Origin of the sequence: uncultured Thermanaerothrix sp. (assembly GCF_938028735.1) — a bacterium.
GTDB lineage: Bacteria > Chloroflexota > Anaerolineae > Anaerolineales > Anaerolineaceae > Thermanaerothrix.
In genome coordinates this window covers 1-13291 of sequence record NZ_CALIMF010000035.1, presented here as the reverse complement: position 1 = coordinate 13291, position 13291 = coordinate 1, and the positions used below count along the sequence as shown (strand labels likewise).

General features: G+C 52.1%; 11 protein-coding genes and 1 pseudogene. 4 read left to right on the top strand and 8 right to left on the bottom strand.

Translation table 11 applies throughout. The annotated features are described in order from the left end of the window. Positions 1 to 822: pseudogene (locus tag Q0721_RS12250) on the bottom strand (hypothetical protein); the annotation flags it as partial. A gap of 244 nt (positions 823 to 1066) precedes the next feature. On the opposite strand from Q0721_RS12250, the gene mtnA reads away from it, so the two are divergent. The 4 genes from mtnA (at position 1067) to Q0721_RS12230 (ending at position 4971) form a co-directional block, all read left to right on the top strand. Beyond that, positions 1067 to 2149, top strand: coding sequence for an S-methyl-5-thioribose-1-phosphate isomerase (gene mtnA / locus Q0721_RS12245; protein ID WP_299030464.1), 1083 nt, complete (start codon positions 1067 to 1069; stop codon positions 2147 to 2149). A 73-nt stretch (positions 2150 to 2222) separates the two neighbouring features. Next, positions 2223 to 2882 carry an LON peptidase substrate-binding domain-containing protein gene (locus tag Q0721_RS12240; protein WP_299030461.1) on the top strand — a complete coding sequence of 220 codons (660 nt, stop codon included), beginning with the start codon at positions 2223 to 2225 and terminating at the stop codon, positions 2880 to 2882. Between the two features lie 53 nt (positions 2883 to 2935). Continuing rightward, a complete protein-coding gene (gene larA / locus Q0721_RS12235) occupies positions 2936 to 4204 on the top strand; it encodes a nickel-dependent lactate racemase (RefSeq protein ID WP_299030458.1) in 1269 nt (422 codons plus the stop codon). Further along, positions 4201 to 4971, top strand: a complete 771-nt coding sequence (locus Q0721_RS12230) for an alpha/beta fold hydrolase (RefSeq protein ID WP_299030455.1) — start codon at positions 4201 to 4203, stop codon at positions 4969 to 4971. Before larA ends, Q0721_RS12230 begins: the two co-directional genes overlap by 4 nt. Here the strand turns inward: Q0721_RS12230 and phnE (Q0721_RS12225) are convergent. The 7 genes from phnE (Q0721_RS12225) to Q0721_RS12195 form a co-directional block, all read right to left on the bottom strand. After that, on the bottom strand, positions 4968 to 6128 hold the full coding sequence (gene phnE / locus Q0721_RS12225) for a phosphonate ABC transporter, permease protein PhnE (protein ID WP_299030453.1): 1161 nt from the start codon (positions 6126 to 6128) through the stop codon (positions 4968 to 4970). The genes Q0721_RS12230 and phnE (Q0721_RS12225) overlap by 4 nt on opposite strands. Beyond that, positions 6125 to 7510 carry a phosphonate ABC transporter, permease protein PhnE gene (phnE, locus tag Q0721_RS12220; RefSeq protein WP_299030451.1) on the bottom strand — a complete coding sequence of 462 codons (1386 nt, stop codon included), beginning with the start codon at positions 7508 to 7510 and terminating at the stop codon, positions 6125 to 6127. Before phnE (Q0721_RS12220) ends, phnE (Q0721_RS12225) begins: the two co-directional genes overlap by 4 nt. A 21-nt stretch (positions 7511 to 7531) precedes the next feature. After that, complete coding sequence (gene phnC / locus Q0721_RS12215; RefSeq protein ID WP_299030449.1) at positions 7532 to 8293, bottom strand: phosphonate ABC transporter ATP-binding protein; 762 nt, start codon at positions 8291 to 8293, stop codon at positions 7532 to 7534. A gap of 86 nt (positions 8294 to 8379) precedes the next feature. After that, on the bottom strand, positions 8380 to 9426 hold the full coding sequence (phnD, locus tag Q0721_RS12210; RefSeq protein ID WP_299030446.1) for a phosphate/phosphite/phosphonate ABC transporter substrate-binding protein: 1047 nt from the start codon (positions 9424 to 9426) through the stop codon (positions 8380 to 8382). Positions 9427 to 9710: 284 nt separating this feature from the next. Then, positions 9711 to 11630 (bottom strand): DUF4914 family protein, encoded by a 1920-nt coding sequence (locus Q0721_RS12205; RefSeq protein WP_299030443.1) that lies wholly within the window; start codon positions 11628 to 11630, stop codon positions 9711 to 9713. A 10-nt stretch (positions 11631 to 11640) separates the two neighbouring features. Next, positions 11641 to 12693, bottom strand: coding sequence for an aspartate-semialdehyde dehydrogenase (asd, locus tag Q0721_RS12200; protein WP_299030440.1), 1053 nt, complete (start codon positions 12691 to 12693; stop codon positions 11641 to 11643). 15 nt (positions 12694 to 12708) lie between these two features. After that, on the bottom strand, positions 12709 to 13291 hold a 583-nt coding region (locus Q0721_RS12195), incomplete at its 5' end, for an ACT domain-containing protein (RefSeq protein WP_299030437.1).

Here is a 13291-nt window from a genome sequence, read left to right as displayed (position 1 = left end):
AACCTGTCCCCAAGCCACAATGCCGTTATCCCGGTAGCGGTCACCAATTTCGATGGTCCTCTCCCCACCCGCGTTTCGGGTGAAATTAACAGTAGCCTGCTCCCCACCATCGCTACTCAGGACAAGCGCCTCAACGCTGTTAACCATCAATCCCCAAGACTGGGTGTTAGTACTGCCAATCTTGGCACCCGCCGAACTCAGCTCATTACCACCGAGATGCCAGTAACGATCATCCAAGACATTGGTATCCAGCGCAAAGGTTGTCCCATTTAGCGTCAAACCGCTTCCTGCACTGTAAGTTGTATCATTATCTCCATCTTCCAAGCCTGCGGGTTTCCCGCTGATTCCACCCCATGGCACCGCCTCGGCCCGAGCCGCTGTCGTTGCCCGGTCTGCAACCAGCGCCTGATCCGCTTGCCAAGCGTATGGTACCCGGGTCAATGCCTGACGAGGAGAGAGGGGCGTAAAATCAATGTTACTCCCACCAGGTCGCACCGCGATCTCCAAGTACCCTGGTCCAGCGTTCAACGCCTCACGTGTGAATGTGAGCATGACGCTAAACCGTCCCTGGTTTACTGACACGGCAGGTTGTATCACTTCTCCTAATGGATCACCTCCCTCTCCCGCTGGATAGAGGCGAAAACGGAAATCATAACTGCCTTCAGCCAACTGACCATCCTCTTGCAATTGCCCCTGGTAAGTAAAGGTCACTGGCGGCTCCTGCATCTCCCCACTCGCCGAGGCATGCACAAAAAAGCCCCCCATAAAAGCGAGCACTATCCAAACGGGCACCAACCTTAACCAGAACCGCTTGCCAAACATAATTATCCTCCTTATTGATTTGAATTTTTGTGCCATTGAACAACAGAAAGCTGCCTTTTCAGTCCCCCTAATAGGTGCCCGCTGTTGTAACAAACAAGTTATACCGATTCCAACAAATTAACAACCATAAAAAGCATACAGGTGCTTTGCCAGTGTGTCAAACCAAACAGAGAGGCAATTTTCCAGATTGATCCCGCAAAATCGGCTATAATTTCCCCCACATTTTCGGCATCGAGGTTAGCCTATGGCCCCCTACCGCACCCTAGAATGGCGCGATAATACGCTGGTGCTTCTCGATCAGCGCCTGCTTCCCCACACGGTTCATTATGTGACCTTGAGCCGGGTGGAAGAAGTGGCCGAAGCCATCCGCAACATGACCGTGCGGGGAGCCCCCGCAATTGGTGCAACGGCTGCGTATGGAATGGCATTAGCTGCCCTACACAGCCCAAGTAAAACCCCAGAAGAACTGCGCACGCATCTCGAAAAAGCCGCTACCCTTTTGAAAGCTTCCCGCCCCACAGCTGTCAACCTGGCTTGGGCTGTGGATCGCATCTTATCGCGCGTCAACGCTCTATCTACAAGTAATCCGGCCCAAATCTTTGAAGCCGTTTTGAACGAGGCCCACACCATAGCCGATGAAGACATTCGCACCAACCGTCAGATCGGGTTAAATGCGCTACCGTTGCTCCCTCCTAAAGTCACTTTTATTCATCATTGCAACACAGGCGCTCTGGCCACAGTGGATTATGGCACGGCGCTAGGAATTATCCGCACAGCCCATGAACACGGTCATGAGGTCTTCGTGTATGTGGATGAAACCCGCCCCCGTCTGCAAGGGGCGCGCCTTACCGCTTGGGAACTCCAGCAGTTAGGCATCCCTTTCCAAATCATTGTAGACGGCGCGTCAGGATTTGTGATGCGCACCCGCAAAGTAGATGCGGTTGTGGTAGGATGCGATCGAGTAGCAGCCAATGGGGATACCGCCAACAAAATTGGCACCTACAATCTGGCTCTAGCCGCCCGTGCACATGGGGTTCCTCTTTACGTCGCCGCTCCGACCTCTACAATTGATCTTTCCCTCCCGAATGGCGACGCCATCCCAATTGAGGAACGTTCTGAGGAGGAAATCATCGCTGTGGATGGTCATCAAATCGCTCCTTTGGGAGCAACCGCCTATAACCCCGCCTTTGACGTGACCCCTGCGCAATACATTACTGCCATCATTACCGAGGTTGGCATTGCCTATCCGCCCTATGAACAAAGCCTTCGCCAGCAAGTTGAGCAAGCCAAGACGTGGCGCGAACAATTTAGACGACCTGATCCATGAAAGAATAATCCCGGTCTTATAGTTTATAAATACAGCCCCACATTAGCATGTGGGGCTTAAAATTATCCAACCAATGCGCGAATTATCCATTTTTCCTCTGCACACAGTGCTATTTCCGGGTACCCCCTTGCCCTTGCACATCTTCGAGCCCCGTTATCGCCTGATGATCCACGACGCAATACAGCATAACACGCCCTTCGGAGTCGTATTGATCAAACAAGGCGTTGAGGCATTGGGGCCCTTGCCCGAACCCCACCTTGTCGGTTGCACGGCCAACATTGCGAAGGTTGAACACCTTCCCGATGGCCGTATGAACCTTCTGGCCATAGGTGAAGAACGGTTTCGCATCTTGACTTTAGATCGCAGCGGCCCCTTCTTAAGAGCAAAGGTGGAGATCTTACCAATGGAGGAACCCCAAACCTTGAGTGTGACTCGGGAAGTAAAGCACCTACGCCCCTGGATTAGAGCTTATCTGAAAATCCTCAAGGAGGTTGCAAGCGAGACTCTGCCATTGGAAATGTTCACCCTACCCCATGACTCGTTACCTTTGCTTTATATTGCGGCTTCGCTGCTCCAAATTCCACTCATCGAAAAACAGGATTTACTCGAGGCTGAAACCAGTGCCCACTTGTTAAGCAAGTTGAAACGCCTCTATCGGCGTGAAGTAACCCTCTTGTGGCATTTACACACATCCAGTGAGGCAAAAGCGAAGCATACGTTTCGCCTGAATTAAAACAACAATGATACAATTTCGGCTAGCAATCCATCGTGAGTCCATTCAACCTTATGCACCTTCATTGGGAACTCCCCTTTGGAAAAACCTCCTTGGTCCTGAGGTTACCACCCAACCTGCAGGCAGACCTGATTTTGCCGCACCATCAAGTGCCTCATCCGGATCCCGAGCAGGCTATTTATCATGCAATCGCCAATCCCATCGGCCATCCCCCGCTAAGGGACATTCCTCGCCCTACTTCAGTAGCCATTGCCATCAACGATTCCACTCGTCCACTGCCACTTCATATCCTGCTGCCCCCCCTGCTAGAAGCACTTGGTCAAATGGGTATCAAACCGGAAGAAATTGTGTTTCTTATTGCTACTGGTACTCACAAGCCTGTAGACCCTGCATCCCTTGAAGCATTCATCCCAAGCGATATTCTCCGAACTTATCATGTTCTTAGCCATAGTGCTACAGATAGCGAGAACCTAATCTTCTTAGGTCATACCTCACGTGGCACGCCCGTTTACGTCAACCGCTTTTTCTATACTGCCGAGTTTCGGATTGCCCTTGGGAATATTGAACCCCATCACTTTATGGGTTATTCAGGTGGAGCAAAGACGGTCGCAATTGGTCTTGCTGGGCTAGAAACCATCACCCGCAACCACCAGATGCTCATTCATCCCAACGCCCGGGCGGGGACCTTTATGGATAATCCCATGCGCCAGGATGTCGAAGAAATCGGCCGCATGATGGGACTTCATTTCGTTCTGAACACCATTCTCAACGAAGCACACCAAGTAGTACACGTCCTGGCGGGCGATCCCTATCAAGTCATGCGGAAGGGGATTCCTCTTGTGCAAAATGTGTACATGGTCAAAGCCCACACAGATTATGATCTAGTGATTGCTTCAGCAGGCGGACACCCCAAAGACGTTAATCTCTATCAAGCCCAAAAAGCCCTAACCCACGCAACCATGTTTGCTCGTCCAGGTGGGGTTATCATTTTGTGTGCGGCCTGTCCGGAAGGAAGTGGACACCCCGGGTTGGAAGCCTTTTTAGAAGGTGTGAGCAATTATCAGCAGGCGTTAGAGAAATTTGAACGGACAGGTTTTCGCCTCGGACCCCACAAAGCCTTTCAGATTGCCCGTCAGGTGGCGCGTAATTCAATCCTCCTGGTTTCAGAGATGCCCCGCTCTCTGGTTGAGAAATGCCTGCTCACCTATGCACCTGATTTAGAGACAGCTCTGGAAATCGCCTATAATATAGTGGGTACAAATCCCAGAATAGCCATTTTGCCTTATGCTACCCACACCCTCCCTATAAGCCAATCAACATGAGACCATCCCCTGCAACGCATTGGTTCATCAATCCTCATTTGAACGGAAGATCCTTTTTCTGGCCAGGTGGTGAAATTGGGGTTCTCTTGATCCATGGATTTACTGCTACGACCGTAGAGGTACAGCCTCTGGCTCGTTTTCTACACCAACAAGGGATTACCGTTGCTGCACCGCTGCTACCGGGACATGGGACTAATCCTTTTGAGACCAACCGCACCCGCTGGAGTGACTGGCTTAGTAGCGCTGCTTCAACCCTTCAATCCTTAAGCCAAGCTTGCCGGTACGTCTTTATCGGCGGCGAATCGATGGGGGGACTATTGGCCGTGCTACTTGCTCGCCAGTACCCTGGTGCACGCGGGCTCTTGCTATACGCTCCTGCTTATCATGTGCCAGGCTTGTGGCGAACGCGATGGCTTTCGCTGATTGTCCGGGTTTTCCCTAAAACTTACACCAAAGACCAAGAGGAAGAACCCTATCCCTGGCAGGGTTATGGGGTTGTTCCCCTTCGCGCCGCAGCCCAACTCCTGAAGTTACAACAGATGGTGCGTCGAGAGGCACCCCACATCACCCAACCAGTCCTTATTTTCCAGGGGCGTCTGGATCGTACCATCGACCCAGCAGGTGCCGAAAGCTTATACCATTCACTAGGTTCTTCGCAAAAGCGCCTGATATGGCTGGAAAACTCGCGCCATTGCGTGTTGATTGACCACGATTTTGACCGGGTTGCCCACCTAACCCTAGAGTTTATTCGCCAGCACACGCTCTAAACGAGTTTCTTGCGAATCTGAGCGCTCAAAAAGTCCAAGGCCCATACCACGAGGATGATTGCCAGCAGAGCTGTGCCAGCCTTGCTATATTCAAAGGCATTAATCCGCTTGGAAAGATAATCCCCAATGCCGCCGCCGCCCACAAAGCCAATAATGGTAGAAATGCGCACATTGATATCCCAATGATAAATGGTAAACGAGAGGAAATCAGGCAGGATCTGGGGTACTACCCCATACATAATGACCTGAGCCCGGTTCGCCCCCGTGGCGGAGATGGCTTCAATGGGCCCTGTATCTATGCTCTCGATGGACTCTGAAAACATCTTGCCCAGTGAAGCCGTTGTAACGACCACTAGGGCCAGAATGCCAGCAAACGGACTACCAAAACCCACAATCAGCGCGAAAATGGTTGCCATAACCAGGGGTTCATACGATCGAATCAGATTTAAAAACGTGCGCACCAAATAATACACTAGGGCACCCAAACGACCTCGTCGGGTAATGTTGGAAGCCGCTAGAAAACTGAGCGGAACAGCCAGGAAAGTTCCCAGTGTGGTGGCCAATAACGCCATAAAAACCGTCACGAACATGGCATCGATTACGTCCCTCAAGGCTTGCGAAGGAGCTAGCCGTCCACCTGGCAGAGTCACTTCCGCTTCAATACGTGCTGGTTGACCACCTTTCGTGGCAACAATGGGGCGCACTTGCACCCGGACTTCAAAATTGCCCTTTGCATCGGTAACCAGCCGTTGAATACCCAGTGTATTCCCATCGGGCAAGCGCCAACGCAAGGCAACTGGCACTCCCTTGCCCAATTCTCTGCCGCGCACCAACACAGTCTCACGCTCCGCTGCACAGCCAGGCGCCACCTCTAACCTTGGGCCGGTGATCGCCTTTTGATCTTCCGGCGCACTGTCACAGGGAACCGGCAAGGCAACCCCAACTGTCATTACTTCCGATTCACGGGTAAACAAGTCAGGCGCTAAGAGTTCACGCAATACCTGGCGTGCTTTAGGCGCTGCTATGACTAATTTAACAAAATCCGGCTGCGTTACCTGAACACTGGCATACAGGGCTAATGCAATAACAACAATCCCGATCACTTGAGTGAAAACACGACGCAATCGCATTAAGTGATCCGCATTCTTCATCATCATACTAACCGCTCGCGGAGTTTGGCGCTAAAGAAATCCAAGATCATGACAACGGCTGCAATGGCAATAAACGAAGCGCTTACGGCTCTGAAATCTCCAATCAAAATCCATTGGTAGAGGAAAAAGCCAATCCCGCCACCCCCGACAAACCCAATGATTGTGGAAGAGCGCACATTAATATCCCAACGATATATGGTCAGTGCAGTAAACGGTGGAATGATTTGGGGAATGACCGCATAACGAATAACCTGCAAATTATTCGCACCAGTTGCCCGAATCGCTTCAATGGGGCCGGGGTCAATCGCCTCAATCACCTCAGAGTAGAGCTTGCCCAAAGCCGCTGTTGTGTGAATAGCCAGTGCCAACATCCCTGGAAAGGGGCCCAACCCCACAATAATTACAAAGATAATTGCCAGGATAAGGGATTCGATAGAACGAACTATATTTAAGACTGTGCGCACCACCACATATACCCCCACTAGAAGCGGATGCCCGCCCATCAGGTTGCGTGCGGCCATGAAACCTAACGGAATGGCCATAATAGCGCCAATCAAAGTAGAAAGAAGCGCCAGCGCCAGGGTTTCGTAGATTCCCCTGATAACATATTGTCCATTCGTTGAGAGGGTCATCCCCCCAATTGGACGAGTTTGAGTAAGATAGACGCGGTGAGGCAAAGGAAGGGTTGGGTCAGGAGCAGCTGCCAGTGCGCTTCCAGGCACCTGAATTACAGCGCTCAGACGGCCTTCATTATCAGTTTCCACCACAAGCATCTGATTATTCCCCGGTCCCAGGAGCTTCACATCCCCAATCGGGGTCATCCAGGTGATTTCTGTTGGAGCACTGGGCCACAACCCATCAGCAGTTACGATCAAGGTTTCATTAAGGTTCCCGCAATCCGGCTGCACTCGGATATGAATTTCTTCCACCGTTTTCTCAGCTCTGGGCGGGGTTGCAGAACACGGTACCTGAACCTCTACCCAGCCCTCATGCTTCTCCTTACGCGCAGTAAAAAAATCCGGCTGAAGCATGGGACGAATAATCGACTGCGCCCGCTCGGTATTGGTAAACAGTGCCATCGGGTTAACTTGGGTCACTTGCCAGCCAATTCCATAGGCCATTCCCAACCACAGTAGAACTGCAAGGACCACCGGGGCTCCCCGAGGCATTTTGAGGGCATCCCACACGTTCCACAACCATAGGAAGATAACCGCAATATACCAACCACGTTTTCCATACCAGGTTACTGTCGCCAACGCAGTGGCAATCGCCAAGAAAACGCTCAATCCGCGTTTCCAATCTCGTTGCAGGACTTGACCCAGCCCCGGCAACAACAACGAAAGTAGAGCAATTACAATCTTGGTGGGCTGTTGTTCAGCCTTATCCATAGGTTCCTTTACAAGCAAGAATTACAAACTGGCAGCCCGAACCTCCTGGGCTTCCTCTCCATAAATTTCTTTGAAACGAGCACGATCAATCTCGGTTGGCAGTCCATCAAAAACCTTCACCCCATCCTTCAAACCAATCACGCGGGTGGCGTAACGATGAACAAGGTCCAAAAAGTGCAAACTGCAAATAATGGTAACCCCTTCTTTGTTCAATTGTTCTAGGTATTGCAGAATGCTGTGCGCAAGAACCGGATCTAAACTGGCAACAGGTTCATCGGCTAACAGCAAACGCGGATCCTGCATCAAAGCACGGGCAATCCCAACACGTTGTTGCTGACCACCTGAAAGGGTATCTGCCCGCTGATTCGCCTTGTCGGCGATACCAACTCGTTCCAGAGCACGAAGCGCTTTCTGCCGATCTTCCGCCGGCCATACGCCCAACAAAGATAACCATGGATTAGCATACCCCAAACGCCCGCTTAGAACATTTGTGAGCACACTGGATCGTTTGACCAGATTAAACTGCTGGAAGATCATCCCAATTTGACGCCGAATCCGGCGCACTTCACTCGGTGAAGCATTGGTGATGTCAATGTCATTCCAGTAAATTTTGCCAGAAGTAGGTTCGATCAGCCGGTTTATACAACGGAGGAGCGTGGACTTGCCCGAACCAGATAGCCCAATTACTACAAGAAACTCTCCATCCGACACCTCGAAACTTATATCACGCAATGCCACGGTTCCGTTGGGATAAACCTTGGTAAGGTGTTCAACACGTAACACAGGCGCTCCTCTGTGCAAATTAATGGCGACAGGACAGTCAGGGGGCAGGAGAAAGAATTTCCCCCACCCCCTGGTTGCCTTCTGGCTTATTTCACCAAAGAGGTTACATCTACCCCCGAAGCCTCAAGGTAGACCCGAAACTCGTCATAGAAAGTATCATCCACAACCTTGAGCCCTTCGATTTGGTAGACCGCTTTAAGGGCTGCCTTGCCTTCCTCGGTCTCGGCGAGCTTTAGGAAGGCCTCGTTAAGCTTCGCCCGCATGTCTTCGGGCACCGTGGAGGCATAGGAAACGTTATCATTCGGGATAATCGGATCCGTGCGCCAAATCACCACAATCTTATCCATCACATCTGGCAGGTCTTTCTGCAGCGCAGAAGATGTGCGTGCATCAATGAAGGTAGCCCCAAAATCGCAGATGCCCTTTGCATAGAGTGCTCGGACTACTGTGGGATGTCCCTGGACAAACGCAGCAGCCTTAGTCTTGATCCCATACTTGTTCAAGAAACCCACCGGGATAACGTACCCCGAAGAAGAAAGCGGATCTGTCCAGCACGGCTTCTTGTCTTCAAATTGTGCCAAAGCAGTCGCCGCATCAGCGGTATTCTGATTAGTTTGGGGATCAAAATATGGAGTAAAGCCACTATCCACATGGGCGATGAACTGAGAGCCATAATGATCGGCACCAAAACGCAACGTGATCAACCCCACATCGGCATAGCCTTTCTGATGAGCCACTACATAGGCAAACGGTGGCAACCATCCAATGTGAGCATTGCCCGCTCCCATAGCCTCCACCAGAGCACCGTAAGAGTTCGGGACGGTCGTCTTGATGGTGTAGCCCGTCAGCTCAGAGAGTTGTTTGGCAATGGCTTCACCACTGGCAATTAATTCCTGCGCCGTAGCAGAAGGCGCTAACGCCATGATAAGTGGGTTTTCAGGACTCCCCAACGGCACTGCTGTGGGTTCTGGGGTCGCCGTAGGCTGAGGAGGGGGCGTGGTGGGCATCTCCGCCTGTGCAGGGGGCTGAGTGGGCTCTGGTGTAGGCGTTGCCGCCGGTTGGCAAGCCGTCAGCGCCATTGCCAGGACCATCAGAACGCCCAGGGCAAGTTGGAAAAAGCGTATTCTCTTCATAGAACCTCCTTATGAGAAAATATTGAGGGATTAAAAAGAAACAGGCAGTTTCCCCAAACGGGTGGATCTTTAGCTGGATTCTGCTTCACTCAAACCATCCTGATCCAAAAACCGCCTAAACTACACTGAGTTTACCACCGTTCTGAATCAGTGAATGTAAAACCCCTCTTATGAAGTTGTTAACAACTTTTTCATGACATTTGATACGAAACACCCGAGACCCGCGTGCGTGGATCTCGGGTGATTGCAATACATCGCAATGCGAACAAACTAACCCAACCGGCTCATTCCATAGGAGTCAACTGCAAGTAATCGTCTAGCGAACCACCATCCAGGCAGCACTGAATGATCTGACGCCCCAGAGGATCTAGGTCAGGTTTGAGGAAGTCTTGCAGGCAACGACGGAAGAAATTTTCAAGAATTTTTGCTCCTTGGTCATAACCCTCAGTCCCTACTTCCGGCTGCGTATCCACTTGCAGGAACCAGCGCGGAATTTGTTGACCTTCCACATGAAGGGTGTGCATGGCATATCCTAAAAGAGTACATCGTGACGGGCGGATTTGGTCGCTACGGAAGCGCGCACTCCCCCGACGAGCCAGGTACTCACGGGCAATCCATTGGGGCATAAACCCCACCCGCCAGGCACCAATATGCTGATTGGGAATCAACACATGTCGCGTGCGCGGATACTTGAGAATTTGTTCTAGAAGCAAGTTGGCCTGAGCAACTCTTCGCCCAGGGGCAAAAGGCCAATAAGAACCAACCCCCTCGCTACTCATTCCCTGGCTATCCACAATGCTCGGGTTCTCATGCCCCCGCGGTGCTACCAACCGCCATAACCAGGCGAGGGCAGGCGGGAGAAGATGAAATAGGCCAATGATTCCATAACTAGGGCGCTCACGCGTGCATGGGGGTGTACGCACCCCGAAAGAGCGCACATCCACTGCCACAACTCCATCCACCACGTTTGGGATGATCTCACGTGGCACAACCACACGTGGATTAGGGCAAGGCTTCCCCGGTGCATCTAAGATATGCTCCCAGATCAGAGCACGACTTCCAGGCACAGCGTCAATGTTCAAGAAAAGCAAAGGCTTACTGGGCTGGGCCGTCAGCCGTTCTAGGTAAGGATCCACCCCATAGCGATCAATGTGATTAACCCGCACAAACCAAGCACGTTCGGCATCTATCAGGCGTAACTTACCGTTAGGTTGCTGAATCGAGGGATGACACAGCGCCATGTCATCGCAAACCGGGTTGAGTTCGCAAGTACGCGGAATTTGCAAATAGCGCCGCTCGCCTGTTACCAGATTCTCACCCAGAAGCAAGCGACCATCTGGCTCGCGATGAACCTGTTCAAGCATTTCGCTCTTGCCCCCCCCACTGGCTCCTTCATGCATAATGGTCAATACATTATCATAAGGGGTGATCACCTGAACCGTTGAACAATGGGGGGCTACCCATCCTTCGCGCTCACCACTTTCGATAAGCACTCCGTAAATCCCCTTCTTGGCACTTGGACCTGGATATAGATTGAACGAAAAAATCTCATAAACCTTATCTCCCCGATAATGCACGACCACCTGCTTTCCGCCAAAGTAGAGGTGGCGGAAAGTTGGCACACCAAACACAATGACGCGGGGTCTAAAACCTGCGGGTAATTGTTCCGGGGGGATAATTCCTTGAAGCATAGCCAGCGCCAGGGCAAAGAAGCCTGCATTTGCCGGCACCACCGCTAACGCATCTGGCCCCATCCCTGGTCGCCCAGCGATGAAACCAAACACCGCCAATTCCTGAGTCCTTAGCCAGTCTAGGGCCTCCTGCCGTATAGGAGCGAATTCCTGTCCAAAGCGCTCCCTAAAGCGCGGCTGATCTGTGGGGCGATCATCGCCCACCACCAAGGAATCAGGGTCGCGGCGGCGCATATAGGGTTCAGTGTAATTCACCACGACCCCATTTCGTACTCGTGCCACCGTAGCCTCAACATAGCGCCCTTTACCCGGCACTTCATATGCCACCTCATAGTAATTGCTTTCTGGCCCACCGCAGGCTAGATCAATTAGCATCTCAATCGATGTCCCCACAGTAACTTTTGGCGCTGCAGAAAGTAATTCAGCGACTTCCGGAGGCGGATTAAAAACCTGCCAGCCAACCCCCTGGCTCACTACTTGATCTTTCTTGACTTGAATCAACCTATCACTCATAGGATCCTCCTCAGGCTAATAAACCAGCCCGTACAACTAACTCTGCGTTGTAAATCGACGCCCCTGCCGCTCCTCGAATTGTATTATGAGATAATACCACCATCTTTAAATCCAACACCTCATCAGCGCGGATACGCCCCACTACGGTGCTCATTCCTCGCCCGGACATACGATCCAAACGTGGCTGCGGGCGGTCATCCTCCAAGCGCACCACAACAGGTGGGCGTGGTGTGGAAGGCAAACCAGCAATGGGTTCGGGGACCGCATAGGCTTCAAGCACTCGGATCGCGTCTTCAGGCGTAGGCCGAGTCTTGCATTCAACCGTCAGGCAAACCATATGCCCATCCAATACAGCAACCCGATTGGTCTGTGCTGAGATTACCACCGGATGTAAGACTACCCGACCATCTCGTAGCGCGCCCAACATCTTTCGTGGTTCCCAAGCTACTTTCTCTTCCTCACCCCGGATGAAAGGAATTACGTTATCCATAATTTCCAGAGAGGCCACCCCAGGATACCCGGCCCCAGAAAGCGCCTGCATGGAGACCGCAATCGCCCGTTTCACACCAAACGCCTGATCCAAAGCCTTCAATATGACCGTCATACCCGTACTAGTGCAGTTCGGGTTCGTCACGATGGCCCCACGCCAACCCCGTTGCTCTCGTTGCCAGCGGATCAGCTCAATGTGCTCGGCGTTGACCTCTGGCAAGAGCAGGGGAACATCTTCTTCCATGCGATGAGCAGAGGCATTGGAACACACCACGCATCCCTTCTGAGCCAGCAAGGGCTCTACCTCTCGAGCAACTTCAGCGGGTAGCGCTGAAAATGCAATGGGTTCATGCACAACCTCAGCCGTTGTTGGCTGCAAGATCATCGAGGCAGCCCAAGCCGGCATCGGGCTATCCAGCAGCCAACGGCAACCCTCCTTATAAGCCTTACCTACCGAACGATCCGAAGCACACAAGGTGGTCACTTTAAACCAGGGATGTCCATCCAAAAGTTGGACAAACCGCTGTCCTACTACACCTGTAGCGCCCAAGATAGCCACCGGGATGGGTTCCATAATTCACCTGCACCTTTAGATTTTAATTAGGTTATGCAAAGCCCGCAGACCAATCTGCAGATCCTCAGCCTTCACAACCAGGCTTATAGATACTTCCGAGGAGCCCTGAGCAATGGCGATGACATTGACTCCTTGAGCACCCAGGGCCCCAAAAACCCGCCCTGCCACTCCCGGGGTGTGTTGCATCCCACTTCCCACTACGGTGAGGATAACCACTTCCTCGGAGGCCCACACACGGTCAATGTCCCGGCGCTTAATTTCATTGGCAAATTCTTCCTCAAGAGCGGCCACGATGCGAGTGGCTGTCTCTGCCGGAACGGCAAAGCAAATAGATTGTTCCGAAGAGGCCTGGCTGATCAAAGGAACACTGGTACCTGTTCGAGCAACTGCGGTAAAAGTTCGGGCCGCTACGCCGGGCACGCCTAGCATACCTCGCCCCTCAACAGTGATCAATCGCTGATTGCGCACAGCCGTCACGGCCTTGATCACTCCATCGAGGATCATTGGCTCTTCGCCAACGATCTCGCTTCCGGGATGAGAGGGGTTAAACGTATTTAAAACCCGCAGGCGAATTCCGGCCTCAATAATGGGACGAATG